Source organism: Hymenobacter latericoloratus (genome assembly GCF_014199535.1).
GTDB lineage: Bacteria > Bacteroidota > Bacteroidia > Cytophagales > Hymenobacteraceae > Hymenobacter > Hymenobacter latericoloratus.
Window position 1 is genome coordinate 1,195,098 of record NZ_JACHNV010000001.1, and the last position, 19,605, is coordinate 1,214,702.

At 59.7% G+C, this 19,605-nt stretch carries 16 protein-coding genes; 5 read left to right on the forward strand and 11 right to left on the reverse strand.

Features of this window, described 5'->3' with window-relative positions:
• Positions 1-3: 3 nt before the first annotated feature.
• Positions 4-834, reverse strand: coding sequence for an O-methyltransferase (locus GGU46_RS05185; protein WP_246398597.1), 831 nt, complete (start codon positions 832-834; stop codon positions 4-6).
• A gap of 154 nt (positions 835-988) precedes the next feature.
• Entirely contained in the window at positions 989-1,375 is a 387-nt protein-coding gene (apaG, locus tag GGU46_RS05190) for a Co2+/Mg2+ efflux protein ApaG (RefSeq protein ID WP_110977156.1), read from the reverse strand.
• 113 nt (positions 1,376-1,488) lie between these two features.
• Between apaG and GGU46_RS05195 the strand changes: the two genes are divergently transcribed.
• Entirely contained in the window at positions 1,489-2,154 is a 666-nt protein-coding gene (locus GGU46_RS05195) for a uracil-DNA glycosylase (protein WP_183402456.1), read from the forward strand.
• 173 nt (positions 2,155-2,327) lie between these two features.
• Here GGU46_RS05195 and lepB read toward each other — a convergent pair whose 3' ends face one another.
• The 6 genes from lepB to GGU46_RS05225 form a co-directional block, all read right to left on the reverse strand.
• Positions 2,328-3,563 carry a signal peptidase I gene (lepB, locus tag GGU46_RS05200; protein WP_183402457.1) on the reverse strand — a complete coding sequence of 412 codons (1,236 nt, stop codon included), beginning with the start codon at positions 3,561-3,563 and terminating at the stop codon, positions 2,328-2,330.
• 186 nt (positions 3,564-3,749) lie between these two features.
• Complete coding sequence (gene dapB / locus GGU46_RS05205; RefSeq protein ID WP_183402458.1) at positions 3,750-4,469, reverse strand: 4-hydroxy-tetrahydrodipicolinate reductase; 720 nt, start codon at positions 4,467-4,469, stop codon at positions 3,750-3,752.
• 75 nt (positions 4,470-4,544) lie between these two features.
• Complete coding sequence (locus tag GGU46_RS05210) at positions 4,545-5,192, reverse strand: DUF5683 domain-containing protein (RefSeq protein WP_183402459.1); 648 nt, start codon at positions 5,190-5,192, stop codon at positions 4,545-4,547.
• A 314-nt stretch (positions 5,193-5,506) separates the two neighbouring features.
• Positions 5,507-6,463 carry a ParB/RepB/Spo0J family partition protein gene (locus GGU46_RS05215; RefSeq protein ID WP_183402460.1) on the reverse strand — a complete coding sequence of 319 codons (957 nt, stop codon included), beginning with the start codon at positions 6,461-6,463 and terminating at the stop codon, positions 5,507-5,509.
• 202 nt (positions 6,464-6,665) lie between these two features.
• Positions 6,666-7,481 carry a ParA family protein gene (locus tag GGU46_RS05220; RefSeq protein WP_183402461.1) on the reverse strand — a complete coding sequence of 272 codons (816 nt, stop codon included), beginning with the start codon at positions 7,479-7,481 and terminating at the stop codon, positions 6,666-6,668.
• Positions 7,482-7,577: 96 nt separating this feature from the next.
• Entirely contained in the window at positions 7,578-8,258 is a 681-nt protein-coding gene (locus GGU46_RS05225; protein WP_183402462.1) for a metal-dependent hydrolase, read from the reverse strand.
• A 120-nt stretch (positions 8,259-8,378) separates the two neighbouring features.
• On the opposite strand from GGU46_RS05225, the gene GGU46_RS05230 reads away from it, so the two are divergent.
• Positions 8,379-10,016 carry an ABC transporter substrate-binding protein gene (locus GGU46_RS05230; RefSeq protein ID WP_246398594.1) on the forward strand — a complete coding sequence of 546 codons (1,638 nt, stop codon included), beginning with the start codon at positions 8,379-8,381 and terminating at the stop codon, positions 10,014-10,016.
• A 257-nt stretch (positions 10,017-10,273) separates the two neighbouring features.
• Here the strand turns inward: GGU46_RS05230 and yidC are convergent, their stop codons facing one another.
• The gene (yidC, locus tag GGU46_RS05235) at positions 10,274-12,148 is read right to left on the reverse strand and encodes a membrane protein insertase YidC (protein ID WP_183402464.1); all 1,875 of its coding nucleotides are present in this window, start codon (positions 12,146-12,148) and stop codon (positions 10,274-10,276) included.
• A gap of 544 nt (positions 12,149-12,692) precedes the next feature.
• On the reverse strand, positions 12,693-14,339 hold the full coding sequence (locus GGU46_RS05240) for a CTP synthase (RefSeq protein WP_183402465.1): 1,647 nt from the start codon (positions 14,337-14,339) through the stop codon (positions 12,693-12,695).
• Between the two features lie 159 nt (positions 14,340-14,498).
• Between GGU46_RS05240 and GGU46_RS05245 the strand changes: the two genes are divergently transcribed.
• Positions 14,499-15,407, forward strand: coding sequence for an NAD(P)/FAD-dependent oxidoreductase (locus GGU46_RS05245; RefSeq protein WP_183402466.1), 909 nt, complete (start codon positions 14,499-14,501; stop codon positions 15,405-15,407).
• A 139-nt stretch (positions 15,408-15,546) separates the two neighbouring features.
• Here the strand turns inward: GGU46_RS05245 and GGU46_RS05250 are convergent, their stop codons facing one another.
• The gene (locus GGU46_RS05250; protein ID WP_183402467.1) at positions 15,547-16,983 is read right to left on the reverse strand and encodes a Gfo/Idh/MocA family protein; all 1,437 of its coding nucleotides are present in this window, start codon (positions 16,981-16,983) and stop codon (positions 15,547-15,549) included.
• 395 nt (positions 16,984-17,378) lie between these two features.
• Here GGU46_RS05250 and GGU46_RS05255 point away from each other — a divergent pair, with 395 nt between their 5' ends.
• A complete protein-coding gene (locus tag GGU46_RS05255; RefSeq protein WP_183402468.1) occupies positions 17,379-18,758 on the forward strand; it encodes a D-alanyl-D-alanine carboxypeptidase/D-alanyl-D-alanine-endopeptidase in 1,380 nt (459 codons plus the stop codon).
• A 61-nt stretch (positions 18,759-18,819) separates the two neighbouring features.
• Positions 18,820-19,497, forward strand: coding sequence for a hypothetical protein (locus GGU46_RS05260; RefSeq protein WP_183402469.1), 678 nt, complete (start codon positions 18,820-18,822; stop codon positions 19,495-19,497).
• Positions 19,498-19,605: the final 108 nt, after the last annotated feature.

The following is a 19,605-nucleotide window of genomic DNA, read 5'->3' on the forward strand; positions in this document are numbered from 1 at the left end:
ATGTCAGGAAGAAAGCCGACGGGTGCGCTCCAAAACCTTGTCCAGCAAGTAATCGAAGCGCAGCGTAAAATGCTGTTTGGGCTGATTCCGCCGAAAGAAAACCAGCCCGATATAGAACAAGTCAATGGTCAGCGTTACGTCGGGGTGGCGCTGTACGGTGGCCCAGGCCTGCTCCATTTCCGCCGACCAGTGAATGTCGTCCAGCACGAAAACGCTGTGCTCGGTGCGGTGCTGAGTCAGTAGCTCAAAGTAGCGCAGCGTAGGCTCCAGGCGGTGGTTGCCGTCGAAAAAGGCAAAATCCACCGGCTGGGTAAGGGCGGCGAGGGTAGGGGCCAGCGTATCGTCGAGGTTGCCCGTCACCAGCTCTACCTTCGCCAGACCCAGCCGTGAAAAGGTTTCGCGCGCGACGGCCGCCGTCTGCGGGCAGCCTTCAAAGGTAAGGACCCGCGCCCGCGAGTCGGCGGCGCTAAGGTAGGCGGTAGTAAGGCCCAGCGAGGTACCCAGCTCCACCACGGTCCGGGGCCGGAAGTGGTTCACCAGCCGAAAGAGCAGCTGGGCCAGCCGGGGCGGCTTGGCGGCGGTGCGGGCAATGTCGCGGAGGCGGCGGGTGTGCCCGGCCCGGGTGCGGGAACCGGCCCCAAAATCCGTGACTTCAATACGAGTCGGGGCGGCGAGCAGCTCCTGCCGACGGGCTTCAATAGCGTCGTAAGCCCGGAAATGGCCGGTGTGGTTAATAACGTGAGCGTAGAGGCTGAACACGAACGGCGAATGCAGTCCGTGCGCGTTACCGGACCGGGCCAGGAAGCGGAGGTAGCTGAGAATTTGAAAAAGCAACGGTAGAAGGCAGGAAGGCCAGTGCAGTGAGTAGGATACAGAGGAAGGGAGTGGCGAAGATACGGCGCACGGAAGTTGCCAAGCTGCCTCTATCGCACAAAAAAGCCGCGCCGGATGCATCCGGCGCGGCCCAGCTTTGTAGCTTCAAGTATAGTTAATTGAGCCGGTACGGGACCACAAGGGTAAATTCGGGAATCTCCACCGTAAACTCGCTGCCGTCCATGAGGCGCTCCATCTGGTAAGTGCCGCGCATCTTGCCCAGTCCTGACTTGAGGTTGCACCCTGATACGTACTGATGCGACTCGCCGGGCTCCAGCACAGGCTGCTGGCCCACCACGCCCTCGCCTTCCACTTCTCGTACCACGCCGTTGGCGTCATAAATGTACCAGTGGCGGCGCAACAGCTTCACAGTGTACTCGCTGTTGTTGCGGATATCAATTTTGTAAGCAAAAACGTAGTGCTCCTGACCCGGACTTGAGTAGTCGGGCAGATAGTTGGTAGTAACGCTAACGGTTACGCCCTGGGTGGAAATGGTATTCATAGCGCCTGGGGTCCGAGTAGAAAAAAAGCTAACAGCCGTATGCGGAATTTGGTTTATCTACGTAGCCGGAGCGTGCTTAGGCCCACTCAACCGAAAAAATAATCCTTTCCCGTATGTCTGTAAAGATAGAAGAAAGCTGGCGCAAGGTGCTAGCTGCCGAGTTTGAAAAGCCGTATTTTCAGCATCTGATTGCGTTTGTGAAGGGTGAGTACGCCACGGCTACCGTCTATCCGCCCGGCCCCCAGATTTTCCACGCTTTCGAGGCCTGCCCCTTCGACGAGGTCAAAGTAGTGATTCTGGGTCAGGACCCCTACCACGGCAAGGGGCAGGCCCACGGCCTGAGTTTCTCGGTGGCCGAAGGAGTCCGGACGCCGCCTTCCCTACAGAATATCTTCAAGGAACTGCAGAGCGACCTGCCGGGCACGCCCCCCGCCCCCAACGGCAACCTCGACCGGTGGGCCCAGCAGGGCGTGCTGCTGCTAAACGCCACGCTCACTGTGCGCGCCGGGGAGCCGGCCAGCCACCAGAAAAAAGGCTGGGAGCAGTTTACCGATGCCGTGATTCAGCAGATTTCGGATGTAAAGAAAAACGTCGTCTTCATTCTTTGGGGCGCTTCCGCACAAAAAAAAGGCGAAATAATCGATACGCGCAAGCATTTGGTTCTCAAAGCGGCCCACCCCTCTCCCTACGCCGCCGACCGGGGCTTTTTCGGCTCCCGTCCCTTTAGCCAAACGAACGCCTACCTCCAGCAGCACGGCCAATCCCCCATCAACTGGTAAATCACGGATTCACCGGATTGCAGGGACTCTGTCGAAGTTGACTAAAGTACCACCCAAGCATTCAACAAGTGCCAGCAACAAAAACGCCTTTGCCGCGCGGCAAAGGCGTTTTTGTTGCTGGCACTTGTTGTTAAAACCCGTGTAATTCAATGGGTCCGTCTTAACCCGTGATTTTAGTCTACGAGGTTAAATAAGCGGTTCCAGCGGATTTTGTTGGCGAAGGAAGCGTGCGGGTCCACCGACAGCCAGATGAGCACGGCCTTGCCCACTACGTGGTCTTCGGGCACGAAGCCCCAGAAGCGCGAGTCGAGGGAGTTGTGGCGGTTGTCGCCCATCATGAAGTAGTAATTCTGCTTGAAGGTGTAGCTTTTCAGCGGCTGCCCGTTTTGCAGAATCTGGCCGGTGGTAGCGTCCACACTCACGCCCTCGTTCTTCTCGTAGCGCAGAATAATTTTCTGGTAAAGCGGTGAGTTCTGGGGCGTAAGCTGTACAGTTTGCCCTTCTTTTGGAATTTGGATCGGGCCGTAATTATCCTTGTTCCAGGCGGGGAAGGGCGGGTTGGCCAAGGGCTGGGTCTGGGGGTAGCCCGGCTCACTGGGCAGGTAATCGGGGTGGTTGGGGAATACCGGCTGGCCGGGTTCGGGCTGCCCCACGGGCGTTTGCAGGCTAACAATGCCTTTCACGGTGGGCAGCTTGCGGAAATAGTCGTGGGCAGCCTGGGTCATGTGCACATCAAAGCCCCGCCCCAGGCCCGGCCGTTCCCCGTAAAAAGGCACCCCGTCCTGGGTGTTGTACTCCACTATCCCAAAGCGCTTGAAGTCTTCCAGCAGGGCATCATCAGGCTGAGGCACCTGCAGAAAGTAGCTGCTTTGCATTTCCGGGTAATTCTTGGCCGGCTTGCCATTGATGAACACCTGGCCCTGCTTAATCTCCAGCACGTCGCCGGCAATACCAATGCAGCGCTTGATGTAGTTGGTGCGCAGGTCGGCGGGGTGCCGGGCCTCGAAGGGCACATTAAACACCACAACATCGTTGTTCTTGATTTCCGAAAAGCCAGGTAGCCGGTAGCTGGGCAGCTGGATCAGATCGGAGTAGCTTTTCAGGCTGGTACCCCAGATAGTCTGGTGCGTCAGGGGTACCTGCAGGGGAGTTTGGGGGGTGCGGGGCCCGTAGTGAAGCTTGCTGACGAACAGGTAGTCGCCTACCAGCAAGGAGTGCTCCATGGAGGGGGTAGGGATGGTGTAGGCCTCGAACGTAGCCCAGCGAATGAGCGTGGCTGCTACCACCGCAAACAGAATGGCATCGCCCCACTCTCGTACTACGCTTTTGCGCTTCTTGGGCGGGCCAACGGGAGGCGCGGGCGCCGGCTTATTTTTCTCGAGATATTTCTCCCAGGACTGTACTGCCATAATAAATCAGAGGCCAGAAAAACGAACAGCCGGCACGCGCCGGCCCCTTTCCGGATTGAACGCCGGAAGATGCGAAATAATGCGGGAAGAGGTGAAATAGTGAGGTGGTGAAATGGTGAGTTAGCTGTTACGGTGGCGCATTGGCTCGGATTGAACAGCCACCTCACCACCTCACTATTTCACCTCTTACAGGCCCAGCAAATCCTTCATGCCGAAAACGCCCTGGCGGCCGGGCAGCCACTCGGCGGCCAGCAGGGCACCCTGCACGAAGCCTTCGCGGGTGTGGGCTTCATGCTTCAGCTCAATGCTGTCGGCGGGGGAGGAGTACGTAACGATGTGGGTGCCCACCACCGTGCCTTCACGCTCCGACAGAATGGCCAGCTCGTGGGCAGCCTCGGTGGCCTCGTTGCGCCAGGTGGTTTTGGCCGGGAAGTGGCGCAGAATGCCTTCGGCCGTAGTGAGGGCCGTACCGCTGGGCTGATCCACCTTCTGCGTATGGTGGATTTCGCGTACCTGCACGTTGTAGCCACCAAACTGGTGCATTTTGGCGGCTACGTACTCGTTGAAGTGGAAAAACAGGTTAACGCCCACGCTATAGTTGGAGGCGTAAAACAGCGGTGTGCCGGTTTGCTGGCTCAGGGCCTGGGCCTCGGGAAAATGGTGGAGCCAGCCCGTAGAGCCGCACACTACCGGAATGCCCTGCTTCAGGCAGGCCGCCACGTTCTGGAAGGCTGCATCGGGGTGGGTAAACTCAATGGCCGCATCAACCTGAGCGGGCACAAAATCGGAAATGTGCACATCGGGCCGGGTGGGGTCCACGATGCCGACAATCTGGTGGCCGCGGGCAATAGCCTGGGCTTCGATGGCCCGGCCCATTTTGCCGTAGCCAATCAGCAGGAGCTTCATTGAAAAGTGTTCTAAATGAGAGAGTACCCAAACAGGCGGCGGCTTGTGCTCATGCAATGGCCTACCACCAGTACTCTATTTTACGTAAAAGGTGAGGGCCAGCCCGGTTCCGGGCACCGGCGAGGAGGTAGGCAACAGGGCCGGATCAAGGCGCAGGCCCAGGTCGTCGCTGATGTCAAAGTCGCGGAGGTGGGCATCCACCAGCGCGTCCAGGATGGTAATGCCGTAGGCCAGCGCCGTATAGGCAATAAACGTGTCGCGGTAGCGGCGGTACTGCACCAAGCCCGACTGCAGGTTGGCCGCGCTGGTTTCCAGCTTTACCCGGGGGCCGCTTAACTGCGAGAGGGTGGCATTGGGGTTGTCCCGCAGGAGCCGGGCGTATTCTTCCTTGCCTTCGCGGTACTCCCGGAAAGCTTTTTGGTAGAAATAGAGCCCGTACCCGGTGCCCCCCACGGCCCCGTACACCAACGGCAGCTTCCAGTACCGGCGGTTGTAGATCTGGCCGGCACCGGGCAAAACCAGGGCCAGCAGCGCGGCTTTCTGGGGCCGGGTGACGCGCATACCCAGCAGGCGCTCAGTCCGCCGAGAAGAGTCGGGGGCTGCCTGGGTCGTCACGCGCGCCGAGTCGGGGCCTACTGTTACGGTTTGGGCATGCAGAGGTCCGCTGCCCGCAAGCCAGAAAAGTACCGCACCCATCACCTGAAGAAAGCGCCGAAAGTTCATGGCAAGAGTTGGGACGAAGTAGGGAGAGGGAAGTGAAACCCGATCGGCATACCCGGGGCTGGCGCCGCACTTCGGGTGGTCAGGAGAGTGGATGGGAAACGAAGCGCCAGGTTTTCACTCACGCCGGGGTTACGTAAGTGGGCGGCGGTTATTGCGTCCGGAATTTATAGCCCGTAAAGTGCCGTGGTGTTGCCTGCTGCCCGTGGCTACCGGTGCCAGCAGCGGAGCGAGCGGTAATAGGAAAGCTATAGGGCCTGATCCGGGCGTAAAAAGCGAAAGGAAAGGCGAAACCTGAGTTTCGCCTTTTCAATGGGTTAAGCCGGCTGCAGAATGTGCAGGATGCGCTGCATATCCTCCACCGAGTCGAAGGCAATCTTGATTTCGCCGCGTCCCTGAGGGCCGGGCTTCACCATTACCCGGCTGCCAAAGCGCTCGGAGAGGTGGCGCTCCGCCCGCTTTAGCTCGGCGGGGGGCACTACGGGCGGAGCAGGTTGGGTAGGCTTTTTCTCGGTTTCGGGGGTAGCACCGGCACCGCTGCGCACCAGCTGCTCTACACGCCGCACCGAGAGGTCTTCATCAACGATACGGCGGAACAGGCCCAGCTGCTGCTCAGTGTCTTCCACGTTTACCAGGGCCCGGGCATGACCCATGCTGATAACGTTGTCGCGCAGGCCAATCTGAATGTCGGGGGGGAGCTTGAGCAGGCGCAGGTAATTCGTGACCGTCGAGCGATTTTTGCCCACCCGGTCGCCGAGTTCCTCCTGCTTCAAATTGCACTCGCTCACCAGCCGCTGGTAGCTAAGGGCAATTTCGATGGCGTTGAGGTTTTCGCGCTGGATGTTCTCGATGAGGGCCATTTCCAGCATCTGCTGGTCGTCGGCCTTCCGGATGTAAGCCGGAATGGCATCGAGGCCCGCCAATTTCGAGGCCTGCAAGCGTCGCTCCCCGCTGATGAGCTGGTAAGAGTTGGTACCGGTCTGGCGCAGCGTGACGGGCTGAATGATGCCCTGGAGCTTGATGCTTTCGGCTAGTTCCTGCAGAGCCGCCTGGTCGAAGTGAGTGCGGGGCTGATAGGGATTGGCCTCGATCTGGCTCACGGCAATCAGGCCCACGGAGTTCACCGGGTGCGGAACCAGGCCCAGCCGCTCGCTTTTCTTTTCGTAGCTGCCTTCAATCAGCGCGTTCAGACCCCGGCCCAGACCGCCGATTTTGCGCTTGGCGGCGGCAGGAGCGGCGGCCGGCGTATTCTTCTCTTCGTTTTTCTCTGACATACCTACAATCAACCCTCGCCCAATAGCACGGGACGAAAGCGGAATTCAAAAATACACAAACGCCCGGGATGCCGGGAGATTTTGTTCCACGCCGAAAAAAAATTGTGGAACATGCAGGCAAAAACAAAGTCGGCCAGCAACTTAAGTTACTGGCCGACTTTCAGGGTGCTGCGGCAAACGAATTATTGCCGCGCTATTATTTCTAGGCTGCCGTATCCTCGGCCGTTTGTTCCTGCTCGGGGTCGGCGGCTAGCACGTTCTTTTCCACGATTTCGCGAGCCAGGTTGAGGTAGCTGATGCTGCCCTTGCTTTCGGCGTCGTGCAGGATAACGGGAATGCCAAAGCTCGGCGACTCCGACAGCTTCACGTTGCGCGGAATGATGGTATCGAACACCAACTGCTGGAAATGCAGCTTTACTTCTTCCACTACCTGGTTGGAGAGGCGCAAACGCACGTCGTACATCGTCAGCAAGATGCCTTCGATTTCCAGCTCCTCGTTCAAGCGGCTCTGAATGATTTTGATGGTGTTGAGCAGCTTGCCCAGGCCTTCCAGAGCGAAGTACTCGCACTGCACCGGCACAATAACTGAGTGCGCGGCGGTCAGGGCATTCACCGTAATCAAGCCCAGGGAAGGCGAGCAGTCGATAATGATGAAGTCGTACTGATCGGCGAGGGGGCGCAGGGCCTCCTTCATCTTCTCCTCCCGGTTAGGCAGGTTGATCATCTCCACCTCGGCCCCTACTAGGTCGATGTGGGAAGGAATCAGGTCGAGGTGGGGCAGGAGGGTAGTTTGCAGGATGATGTCCTGCACGTTGATACCGTCCACCATGCACTCGTAAATGCTGGTCTGAATATCCTTCGGGTCGAAGCCCACGCCGGAGGTAGCGTTGGCCTGGGGGTCGGCATCCACGAGCAGGGTCCGATACTCCAGCGCCGCCAAGGAGGCCGCGAGGTTAATCGAGGAGGTGGTTTTGCCTACCCCGCCCTTTTGGTTGGCTACCGCAATGATTTTGCCCATTTTCGTTTGTTGTGAGTTGTCAGTTGCCGGTTGTCAGTGGGTGCAAGCTGCAGTTTAAGCTAGTAAACCGGCAACTGGCAACTGACAACTGGTAACTCATAAGGTAATCGTTTCGCCAATGGTTAGCAGCACCAGCTCTTTGCCGGCTTGCTGGGCCTGGTTTTTGGCTTCGTCGTGGTTGATGACGAGGGGAGGGAAGGTGTCGTAGTGCATCCCAATCACCTTGGCAGCGCCCGTCCAGTCGGCGGCAATCAGGGCATCGGCCACGCCCATGGTATAGTGCCCCCCGATGGGTAGGATGGCAAAGTCGAGCCGGTGTTGCTCGCCGATGATTTTCATGTCGTAGGTCAGGGCCGTGTCGCCGGCGAAATAGAAGGTTTTGCCTTCCGTTTCGATAACGAAGCCAGCCGCCAGCCCACCGTACGAGCCATCGGGCATGGAGCTGGAGTGCGCCGCGGCTACCATCTTCACCGAGCCGAAGGGCAGCTTCACAGTACCGCCCAGGTTCATGGCGTAGGTGGCTTTCAGGCCTTTCTGCCCAAACCAGCCCAGTACTTCTACCATACCCACCAGCTCAGCGCCCGTGCGCTGCCCGATTTCTTCTACGTCGCCGACATGGTCGCCGTGGCCGTGGCTGAGCAGAATGAAATCCGCCTCGATTTTATCTACATCAACATCCTGAGCCAGGGGGTTGTGGCGGATGAAGGGGTCGAAGAGCACTTTGCTGCCACCGGCTTCCAGCAGGAAGCAGGCGTGGCCGTAGTAGGTCAGGTTCATAAGGAAAGGGTAGTTGAGCAGCGCAGTAGCTGCAAACCCCGGATGTGGGATACCTTTGCAAATATACACTGTTTCGCCGTTCCCATGCTTTCGTTTTCGCGCCGTGTTGCCGGTTTTGCTTTGCTTTTGACCGGCCTGCTCACGGGCTGTTCCGAACCGACTACTACCACCGATGCGCGCCGGGTGTTTCGCTACAACCAGCCCGAAAGCCTGACCTCTCTCGACCCGGCGTTTGCCCGCAACCAGGCCAACACCTGGGCCGTGACCCAGCTCTACAACGGGCTGGTAGAACTCGACGACAGCCTCAAGCCCGGCCCCTCCCTGGCGCACCGCTACAACATCAGTCCCGACGGCCGCCGCTACACCTTCACGCTCCGGCCCGACGTGTTCTTTCACGATTCGGAGGTTTTTCCGAGCGGCAGGGGTAGGCGCGTAACGGCCCAGGATTTCGTGTACAGCTTCCGGCGCTTGCTGGACGGAGCTACGGCCAGCCCCGGTGGCTGGATTTTTCGGGGCAAAGTGCTGGAGCAGGCCGACGGGGAACCCTCGGATACGTGCTTTGTGGCGGTCAACGACTCTACCCTGCGCATTCACCTGAAGGAGCCGTTTATTCCGTTTCTGGGCATCCTGACCATGCCCTACGCCTACGTGGTGCCGCGCGAGGCAGTGCAGAAATACGGCAAAGACTTCCGGGAGCACCCGGTGGGCACGGGCCCGTTTCTGTTCAAGGAGTGGGACGAAGGCAACGCCATTATCTACCACCGCAACCCCGGCTACTGGAAGAAGGACGCCCAGGGCCAGCGCCTGCCTTACCTGGATGCCGTGCAGATCAGCTTTATTCAGGACCGCAAAACCGAGTTCCTGACGTTTATGCAAGGCAAGCTGGATTTCCTCAGCGGCATCCGCTCGGGCTCCCGCGACCTGATTATGTACCCCGACGGCACGGTGCGGGAGGACTTCCGGGGCAAGTTTCGGCTGCAGAAAGTGCCCTACCTCAATACGGAGTATCTGGGCATGCAGCAGGACCTGAAGAACCTGCGCGGCGACAACGCCGAAACCGGCCGCGCCCTCCAGGACAAGCGTGTGCGCCAGGCCCTGAACTATGCCCTCAACAAGCCTGAGTTTCTGGCTTACTTCCTGAATAATGTAGGCAAGCCCGGCAGCTCCGGCTTCGTACCCGCTTCCCTACCCTCCTTCGACCAACAGAAGGTGCCTGGCTACACCTACCAGCCTGACAAGGCCCGGCAGCTGCTGCGGGCCGCAGGCTACGGCCCCGGCAAGCCGCTGCGGCTACGGCTGAGCACGGTAGCCGAAACCAAAGAGTTCTGCGAGTACTACCAGAAAAAGTGGGCCGAAGTAGGCGTGCAGGTGGAAATCGACGTGAACCAGGGCGCGGCCCACGGGGAGCTGATTGATAACGGCCGGGCTGCCTTCTTCACCCGCAGCTGGCTGGGCGACTACCCCGACGCGGAAAACTACCTGGCCCTGTTCTACAGCCCGAACTTCGCCCCGGTCGGTCCCAACAAAACCCACTTCAAAAGCCCCGCCTACGACCGGCTCTACGAACAAGCCAAGCTGGAGCAGGACGCCGCCCGGCGCTACGCCCTCTACCAGCAGATGGACCGTATTGTGGTAGAAGAGTGCCCGGTAGTAGCAGTGTATTACGATGAGGTAGTGCGCCTGACCCAGAACAACGTGCAAGGCCTCACGCCCAACCCCATGAACCAGCTAGTGCTGGAGCGGGTGCGGAAAAACTAGCCGCCTCCGATTCCGATCCGACGCCGGAGGCGTCAGACCGGTTGACGCCTGCGCCATCCGTGCCGAAAGAACGAAGGGGGCCTACCCTCGGCACCAACCTGAATCCTTTGGGATGCGGGCGTCAGCACGAAACCAACCGGTTGGACGGGCTCCGCCCGTCGGACCGGACCGGGTAGGCGGCGCGGATATCCGGTAAAACAATAACGCCCCGCAGCCAGAGGTTGCGGGGCGTTGGAGGGGTAGGGGGAGGCTACGAATTACGAGCGGCGCGTTTTGCGCGGGCGCTTGGGCGAGATATCCGAGGCGCCGGTGCCGGGTTCAGCATCCGTATCGTCGGTGTCATCAGCGGCGGGGCGGCCACCCTGGCGGGCCTGGGCTTCTTTTTCCTGGGCGGCTTTCATGGCATCGGCCAGGCGGGCACTGAAGCCGGAGGGCTTCTTGTCCTTGTTCTTCACCTTGTTGGCTTCCAGCTTGGCACGCACCTTGGTGTCGTCGACGAAGCGGCGGGTGAGGGCCTGCTGGCCCAGGGTTACGAGGTTGGAAACGAGGTAGTACCAGGTTAGGCCGGCGGCGAAGTCATTCAGCACGAAGAAGAAAATCAGCGGCATCAGGTAGCTGTAGAACTTCATCGGGCCCTGCATGGCCGTGGGGTTCGCCTGGTTGCTCTGGTAGGTCATGGCCAGCGTCGAAATCGTCATCAGCAGCGTAAACAGGCTGATGTGATTGCCGAGGAAGGGCACGGTGAAGGGCAACTTGATCAGGTCGTCGTAGGTGCTCAGGTCATTCGCCCACAGGAAGTGCTCCTGCCGCAGCTCAATGGCATTGGGGAAGAACTGGAACATAGCGAACAGAATCGGGATGGTGAGCAGCGTGGGCACGCAGCCGCTCAGCGGCGATACGCCCATGGTCTGATACAGCTTCATCTGCTCCTGCTGCTGCTTCATGGCGTCATCGGGGTACTTTTCCTTGATGGCGTCCAGCTCGGGCTTGAGCACCTTCATGCGCGCCTGCGACTCGTACGTTTTGTAGGTCAGGGGCCAGGTTACCAGCTTAATCAGCACTACCAGCAGGGCGATGATGATACCGTAGGAGCTGACAAATTTCTCCAGTACGTGGAACACGGGCAGAATCACGAACTGGTTTACCCAGCGGAACAAGCCCCAGCCCAGGTACACGTTCCGGTCGAAGCCCGGAGTTACCTCCTTCAGAATGTTGAAGGCGTTGGGCCCGAAGTAGAAGCGGAAGTTGGCTTTACCCTGCTGCACGTCGGCGGCCGGAATGGTCAGCGTTGAGGTCAGCGTTTTAATGAAGGTCGTGTCATTCAGGTCAACGGTAGAGTTGAACTGACCGGTGCTGAACTCCTTATCAGCAATGATGCCGGCCACGAAGAAGTCGTGCTTGTGCGCCGCCCACTTCAGTGGCTCGGCCACCTTGATTTCCTCGGGGTTCTCCGAGGCCTCGGCCAGGGCCGTATGGTCGCCGGAAACGAGGTAGTGGTTGATGGTGGTGTGGTTGCGGTTCTGCTTGGCCATCTTCTCCGTCTGGCGCACCCGGTCGAGGAAGGTGAAGGTCAGGGGTTCCTGGGCCAGGGCGTTATTCAGGCCATTGAAACGCAGATTGTAGCTCAGCTCGAAGCTGCCAGCGGGCAGGGTGTAGAGCTGCTCAATCTGGCCACCGGCTACGTCGGCCACAAAACGCAGGGCGTTGCTACCCTGGGGCTCGGGGCGGAAGTACAGGTCGGAGAGCTTGATCTGGCGGCCATCGGTAGTGCGGAAGCGGGTATCCAGCTGGGCACTCTGGGCATCGAGCAAATCCAGGGGCTGCCCACGGAAGGTCTTGTACTTGTTCAGGCGCACGGCTTCCACCCGGCCCCCCTTCGAAGAGAAGGTGATGGTAAGGTTTTCGTTCTGCAGCTGGGTAGTCTGGGCGGTGCCTTGCGCGGCTCCTGCAAACGCGCCCAACTGCTGGGCCAGAACCGCCGAGTCCGGCGCCGCGGGGGGAGTGCCGGGGGCGGCCGCAGTGGTTTTGGCAGGCTGAGGTGCCGGCTCCGGTTTCGGCTTGGGGGCAAACTGCAGGTAAAGCAGGAGCAAGGCGGCCATCAGAAAGATGCCTATTGCTGAATTTCGGTCCATTCAGGTACTAATGAAGGCGAATAAAGGAAGTGAGATGGTGCGCCACCAGCAAAAACCGGCGCCGCTGCCGCAAAGGTCGGACTTGTCAGGCGAATATTTTTCGCAGCGGCGCTTTTGTCAGGTAGAAATGGGGTGATGGGGTAAATGGTGAAGAGGTGACAGGTGAACGGTCTGGCGGCAGACTTCTGGCCGCCGGCCGGGCCTCTGCCCGCCGATAAATGGGGCAAGTCTCCCGACTTGCGGCCGCCGCAGGCGGCCACCTCGCGTTTGGTTCATCCGCGCAGCTCCCCTGAGTAACCCCGCTCATTATAAAGCTAAAAAGGAAGCCCATGCTGGATTGACAGCACGAACTTCCTCTTAATTGAACGTTGCGTTAAGTGCCAAAATTGGCCGAACGGCGCAAACGCGAGGTGGCCGCCTGCGGCGGCCGCAAGTCAGGAGACTTGCCCCATTTATCGGCGGGCAGACGCCTGGCCGGCGGCCAGAAGTCTGCCGCCAGACCGTTCACCTGTCACCTCTTCACCTCTTCACCTCTTCACCTCTCCTACCCCTTACGGTTCTGGATGGCGGCGCGCACGAAGCGCACGAACAAGGGGTGAGGGTTCTGAACCGTGCTTTTCAGTTCGGGGTGGAACTGGCCGGCCACAAACCACGGGTGGTTCGGAATTTCTACGACTTCCACCAGGCCGGTTTCAGGGTTGAGGCCCGAGGCCAGCATACCCGCTTCCTCGTAGCGCTTCAGGTACTCGTTGTTGAACTCGTAGCGGTGGCGGTGCCGCTCACTGATGTGGTTACGGCCGTAGGCTTTGGCCGCTTTCGAGCCCTTGCGCAGCTCACAATCATAGGCCCCCAGGCGCATGGTGCCGCCCTTTTGGGTGATGCTTTTCTGCTCCTCCATCATGGCAATGACGGGGTCGGGCGTCTGGGCGTTCATCTCCGTGGACGAAGCTTCTTTCAGCCCCAGCACGTGGCGGGCAAACTCTACCACCGCCACCTGCATGCCCAGGCAAATGCCGAAGAAGGGGATGTTGTTTTCCCGAACGTGCTTCACCGCCAGGATCTTGCCTTCAAAGCCCCGCTCGCCGAAGCCCGGCGCTACCAGCACGCCGTCTACGCCGTGCAGCAGCTGAGCCACGTTATCGGAGTTGATGTGGTCCGACTGGATGCTGCGCACCGTCACTTTGCACTCGTTCTGAGCGCCGGCGTGCACAAAGGCCTCGTTGATGGACTTGTAGGCGTCGGGCAGCTCCACATACTTACCCACCAGCGCAATGGTCACTTCCTCGGTGGGGTTTTTCAGGCGGCCCAAGAAGTCTTTCCAGGCTTCCAGATCAGGCTGAGGGGCGCCGCCCGGCAGCTTCAGCTTCTTGATAACCCGCTCGTCGAGGTGCTCTTTGAGCATGAGCAGGGGCACCGAGTAAATGCTGTCGGCGTCGAGGCTCTCGATAACCGAGTTGATGTTCACGTTGCAGAACAGCGCAATTTTGCGGCGCATTTCGGCCGGAATCGGGTGCTCGGAGCGGCACACCAAGATATCGGGCTGGAGGCCGGCGCTGCGCAGGTCGCGCACCGAGTGCTGGGTAGGCTTGGTTTTCAGCTCGCCCGCCGCCTTGAGGTAGGGTAGGAGGGTGAGGTGGATTACTAGCGAGCTATTTTCGGGCAGCTCCCAGCGCAGCTGGCGCACCGACTCCACGAAGGGCAGCGACTCAATATCGCCAATCGAGCCCCCGATTTCGGTAATGACCACGTCGAAGTCGCCGGTTTGGCCCAGCAGCAGCATGCGACGCTTAATCTCGTCGGTGATGTGGGGCACCACTTGCACGGTTTTGCCGAGGTAGGCGCCTTCACGCTCCTGCCGGATAACGTGGTCGTAGATGCGGCCAGTGGTGACGTTGTTGGCCTGGGAGGTCGGTACGTTCAGGAAACGCTCGTAGTGACCCAGGTCGAGGTCGGTTTCGGCGCCGTCGTCGGTTACATAACACTCGCCGTGCTCATACGGGTTGAGCGTGCCGGGGTCAATGTTGATGTAAGGGTCGAACTTCTGGATAGTGACCCGGAAGCCGCGAGCTTGCAGCAGCTTGGCTAGGGAGGCCGAGATGATGCCTTTACCCAGTGAGGACGTAACGCCGCCCGTTACGAAAATGAACTTGGCCGTAGTGGCAGCCGCGGAAGTGGAGGTTCGGTCTGGCATAACGGGAAACAAAGTTAGCGGATATATCCGGGGGCGCCCACGAAACTTTGTGCTACGCGCGTGGCTAAACCCATCATCTTCCTGTTTCTTCTTTATAAACGCAACAATGTTTCATATATTCGCATCCGTTTTATTCTTTCCCTTATCACTCCGGTACCCATGGAAAACAACCTTGTTGCGGACGTACTCATTATTGGGGGTAGCACGGCGGGGCTGAGCGCGGCCCTATCGTTAGGACGTGCCCTCCGGAGGGTAGTAGTGCTGGATGGCGGCCAGCCCTGTAACCGCCAGACGCCCCATTCGCATAATTTTTTCACCCGCGACGGTGAGACGCCAACTCAGCTGTTGGCTCTGGGGCGGGCGCAGCTGCAAGCTTATCCAACGGTGCAGGTGCTGGCGCATACGGTAATAAAAGCCGGCCAGGAGGATGGGCTGTTTCAGGTGACTACCGCTGAAGGAACCCTGTTTCAGGGCAAGCGTTTGCTGCTGGCTACTGGCCTTCAGGACCAGCTGCCACCTATTCCGGGTTTGGCCGAATGCTGGGGAATATCGGTCTTGCACTGCCCTTACTGCCACGGCTACGAAGTGCGCGGGGAGCAGATAGGAGTGCTCGGCAATGGGGACATGGGCTTCGAGTTTGCCCGCCTCATCCACCACTGGACGCCTAACCTGCACCTGCTAACCAATGGTCCATCCACGCTATCGGCGGCACAAACCGAGCAATTGGTAGCCCACGGCATTCAGATTGTAGAAGCACCGTTGGTTGAAATTGAGCATGAGAAAGGGCAACTGCACCATCTCCACTTAGATGGGGGAAAACGCCTGGCGCTTACAGCTCTGTACGCCCGGGTGCCCTTCGTACTGTCGGGCAATCTGGTTCAGCAGCTTGGCTGCGAGCTGACTGAGCAGGGACTTATCCGGGTAAACGAGTTCGGACAAACCTCCGTGCCGGGTGTGTCGGCGGCCGGCGACAACAGCTCGCCCATGCGCCAAATGATACAAGCCGCTGCCAACGGTTCCAAGGCCGGCGCTTTCCTCAATAATGAGTTGATAGCAGCCGAATTTTAAGTCCGGCGCTTTCCTCAATAATGAGTTGATAGCAGCCGAATTTTAAGTCCGGCCAGCACACAAAAGCGCAATGGCCTCCTCAGAATAGCTTTATTCCGGGGAAGCCATTGCGCTTTTGTGTGCTGGGTTGAAACTGCTTTTACGCCTCTTTAGGCTCCGGGCCACGAAAAGCATCGGTGCCTTTCACTTCGGTCAGCTTCACCGGGCGGCCTTCGCGGGCCGACTGATAAATGGCCTCCATGATGCGGTGATCCTGCAGGCCCTCCTCGCCGGGAGTGTGCGGCGGCTTATCTTCTAGTACGCACTCCGAGAAATGGTCCATTTCGGCCGCAAACTGATTTTTCTCGCTTAGAACTATCTGGTTTTTCATCTTGGCCAGCCCCTCAGCGTGGGAGGTTTGCAGCTGCTGGCCGGTGTAGGCGTAGGCATTGTCCACGTGAATCCAGCCCCGCTCGGTGTTCACGCGGTAAAAGCGGGAGTCGTGGGTATTGTAGTGGGTAATGCAGTTGACGATAACGCCGTCCGGGAAGCGCATCTGCCACGACATGGCTTCCTCAATTTCCTTGAACAACGGGTTGCCCGGCGTGCTGTAGGAATAGGCAAATACCTCGGTGGGCTCGGTGCCCAGCACGAAGCGGCTGGTGTTCAGGCAGTACAGGCCAATATCGGGGAGGGCGCCGCCGCCGGCCAAATCCTTTTTGTGGCGCCAGTGGTCGGGGTTGGCGGAGCTTTGGCTGTTCTGGGCTTCGATGTACTTGGGCTTGCCGAACTTGTTGCCCCGCACCATCTCCTTTACCTGCCGGTTGTAGGGCTCGTACTGAATGCGGTAAGCTACCATCAGCTTTTTGTTGGCCTTTTTGCAGGCGGCAATCATGGCCTCGCACTCCTGGGCGGAGTTGGCCATGGGCTTCTCGCAGAGAATGTGCTTGCCGGCCTGGGCCCCCCGAATGGTGTACTCGGCGTGCATGGAGTTGGGCAGCACAATGTAAATCACCTGCACCTCGGGGTTATCCTTGAGCTTGTCGTAGTCCTGGTAGCTGTAGCAGCTTTCGGGCTTGATGCCATACTGCTGGGCTACTTTCTTAAGCTTTTCCGGCGAGCCGCTGACCAGGGCCACGGGCTTCGATTTTTTGCACTCCCCGAAGGCCGGCAACAGTTCTTCCAGCGTTAGGTGGCCCAGGCCCACCAGGGCGTAGCCCACCCGTTTGTCCGGGGGCAGGGGGGTAGGCACCGGGCCCGATTGGGGGTCCACATCCGACTTCCACGCTTCCAGCTCAATGGGCTTGCTGAGGTCAGTGGGTACTTTGGCCGGGGGCGATACCGCTTCGGAAGAAGGAATTTTCTGGCCGTCGGGCGCGGTGTAAATCGTCGAGCCATCTACCTCCGAGGCGGGCGTGCCGGTAGTGGGCGTGGTGGCCGCCGCAGCCGAGCTGGCTTTGTCCTGGCAGCTGGCCAGGGCACCGGCCGCTACCCCTACGGCGAGGCCCCGACCCGCGAGGCTTAGAAACTCTTTGCGCGAAACCTCCTGGCCGGCGTGGCGCAGAACGGTGTTGAGTAGTTCGTTGGTGACAGACATAACCAGCCGGTAGTTCGTGACAGATATACCATCTCATACTGACAGGGAGTGAGCAGGTTGCCTTTGCTGATCGTGCTGCCGCTATGAAATTATGACGTTCGGGGGCACAGGCGCTGAAAAGGGTGGCGGCGATTTAGGAAAACAGCCAGGGGGTAGGGCCGGAGAGAGGATAAGATCAGCGAGGGTAGTATGTGGACAGTTACTGAAGAAAACGCTTTTCGTTTCGGTGAAAATCAGCTGTCATCCTGAGCGGAGCGAAGAACTTCTACTATTAATCACTCCCGGTAAAGGTCCTTCGCTCCGCTCAGGATGACAGGGTTTTCCGTTCTCATCTACGCTTCTCAAAAGGAGAGACGGTTGAAAACCATCGTGGTTTTGCCCAAGTTGCGGGCGTTTTGCCTATTGCTGCTGCCCTGATGTCGTTCTTTTGCTTTCTGCAACGTGCCGTGTTGATGCTCTTGTGCCTGTCGGCTGGCGCTGTTGCGGCCCAAACGCTGCCTGTTGCTACCCCCGTGCCTGCCCCCAACCTGCCTTGGCTGGAGCAACTGTTGCACGAGTCGGCGGTGCTGGGGCGGCACCATGTGGGCGTGTGCCTCACCGATGCCACCACCGGCCAGCAGCTATTCGGGCAGCATGAAGACCGGTACTTCACCCCGGCCAGCACCATGAAGCTGTTCAGCCTGTACGCCGGCCTGCGGATGCTGCCCGATTCGCTGCCCGCCCTGCGCTACGTACTGCGCCCCGATACCCTCCTGTTCTGGGGCACCGGCGACCCTACCCTGCTCCACGGCGACGTACCCTCCCGGCGGGCGCTGGCGTTCCTGCAGAGCCGCCCCGAAAAGCTGGTGTACGCCGAAGTGCCTACCGGTACGGCCTTCGGGCCCGGCTGGAGCTGGGACGACTACAACTATTACTTTCAGCCCGAGCGCGGCGCGTTTCCGGTGTACGGGCACACGGTACGCTTCTACGCCAAAGCCGGGCAGCCCCTGCCCCGCGTGTACCCGCGCTTTTTCCGCCCACTGACGGAGGCGGCACCGGCTGGCACTCCCAACCTTGCCGACGACCACGTGCGCCGCGCCCAGCTGGAAAACCGCTTCACGGTGTTTCCGAGCACCAAAAATTGGGTTGATGAAACGCCTTTCCGCACCAGTCCGGCCTTGCTGCTGCAGCTGCTGCAGGATACCCTGCGCCGGCCGGTAGTGCAGGCGCCGTTTCGGCTGCGGCCCCAGGATGCGGTGTACACCCTGCGCGGGCTGCCCGTTGATTCGCTGTACCGGCGCATGATTCGGGTGAGCGACAATTTCCTGGCCGAGCAGCTGCTGCTGCTGTGCGCCTCCACCCTGAGCCCGGATTCGCTTAGTGCTGCCCGGGTGATAAAAGCCATGCAGGCCAACTATCTGCGCAGCCTGCCCGACCGTGCTATCTGGGTAGATGGCTCCGGTCTTTCGCGCCTGAACCTGACTACGCCCCGTACCCTCACGGCCCTGCTGGTGCGCCTACATCAGGAGGTGGAGGAGCCGCGCCTGCTCAGCCTGCTGGCAACCGGGGGCGGGCAGGGGACGCTGCGGCGGCGCTACCGCCCGGTGGCGGGCAACCCCTGGCTGTGGGGTAAAACCGGCACGCTCACCAACAACCACAACCTGGTAGGGTACATCCGGACGAAATCGGGCCGGCTGCTGGCTTTCAGCTTTTTCAATAACAATATTCCCGGCGACGACGCTCCTGTGCGCAACGAAATGGAACGCATCCTGACCCAAGTGCGGGAGCGGCTGTAGGCCACTTGTATTCAATTCTTCTTAAGAAGCGCCCGGCTTTCAGCGGGTTTATTGCTCATCCGTGAACCGCATTTCGTCCTTCCCAATTTGTGCCCTGAGCGTGGCACTGGCTGTATCAGTGCTAGGCTGCCAATCAAAGCCCGAGTCGGCCGTAACGCAAGCGCCTGCAGCAGCCCCGGCTGCTACCCCCTCTACCTCGGCCAAGCCTCCATCAACTCCCGTGGGCCCCGATTCAGCGGCTTTGGTGCGACAATTTGTACCGGCTGGCTACCGCTTGCTCGACATGGAAACCGGCGACCTGAACCGCGACGCCTACCCCGATAAGCTGCTGGTGCTGGACAGTGTGCAGACCGATTCGACTGCTTTCGGCAGCGAGGCTCGCCGGCCCCTGCTGGTACTGACCTCCAACGTGCAGGGCCAGTACACCCTTGCCGCCCGCAACGACAATGCCGCTATGTGCAGTGGTTGCGGTGGCATGATGGGCGACCCCTACCAGGGCCTGACCATCAAGAATGGCTATTTCTCGGTGGAGCACTACGGCGGCAGCGCCTGGCGCTGGACCCACATCGTTACGTTCAAGTACAACCCCGCTGACCACCACTGGTACCTCCACCGCGAAGGCGGCGACAGTTTCCACGCCGCCGACCCCGAGAAAGTAGAAACGCATGTCAAAACCACCCGCGACTTTGGCCGGGTGCGGTTTGAGCAGTACACGGGAGAAGAGGCAGGAGAGAAATAACCCGGGCGTTAGTCTGTAGTTACTCCGGCGCCTATGGGCTAATGTCTGAGCGCTACCCTCGTCGGCTACCCTGAGTCTGCGGCCGGTTGGTTCTCTATTCTACGTAGA

What these genes read in the sequence shown, in the direction of transcription:
- GGU46_RS05215 (WP_183402460.1), bottom strand. Translation starts at nt 6,463, where the DNA reads ATGTCAGAGAAAAACGAAGAGAAGAATACGCCGGCCGCCGCTCCTGCC.
- apaG (WP_110977156.1), bottom strand. Translation starts at nt 1,375, where the DNA reads ATGAATACCATTTCCACCCAGGGCGTAACCGTTAGCGTTACTACCAAC.
- GGU46_RS05195 (WP_183402456.1), top strand. Translation starts at nt 1,489, where the DNA reads ATGTCTGTAAAGATAGAAGAAAGCTGGCGCAAGGTGCTAGCTGCCGAG.
- GGU46_RS05245 (WP_183402466.1), top strand. Translation starts at nt 14,499, where the DNA reads ATGGAAAACAACCTTGTTGCGGACGTACTCATTATTGGGGGTAGCACG.
- GGU46_RS05210 (WP_183402459.1), bottom strand. Translation starts at nt 5,192, where the DNA reads ATGAACTTTCGGCGCTTTCTTCAGGTGATGGGTGCGGTACTTTTCTGG.
- dapB (WP_183402458.1), bottom strand. Translation starts at nt 4,469, where the DNA reads ATGAAGCTCCTGCTGATTGGCTACGGCAAAATGGGCCGGGCCATCGAA.
- GGU46_RS05240 (WP_183402465.1), bottom strand. Translation starts at nt 14,339, where the DNA reads ATGCCAGACCGAACCTCCACTTCCGCGGCTGCCACTACGGCCAAGTTC.
- lepB (WP_183402457.1), bottom strand. Translation starts at nt 3,563, where the DNA reads ATGGCAGTACAGTCCTGGGAGAAATATCTCGAGAAAAATAAGCCGGCG.
- GGU46_RS05250 (WP_183402467.1), bottom strand. Translation starts at nt 16,983, where the DNA reads ATGTCTGTCACCAACGAACTACTCAACACCGTTCTGCGCCACGCCGGC.
- GGU46_RS05220 (WP_183402461.1), bottom strand. Translation starts at nt 7,481, where the DNA reads ATGGGCAAAATCATTGCGGTAGCCAACCAAAAGGGCGGGGTAGGCAAA.
- GGU46_RS05225 (WP_183402462.1), bottom strand. Translation starts at nt 8,258, where the DNA reads ATGAACCTGACCTACTACGGCCACGCCTGCTTCCTGCTGGAAGCCGGT.
- yidC (WP_183402464.1), bottom strand. Translation starts at nt 12,148, where the DNA reads ATGGACCGAAATTCAGCAATAGGCATCTTTCTGATGGCCGCCTTGCTC.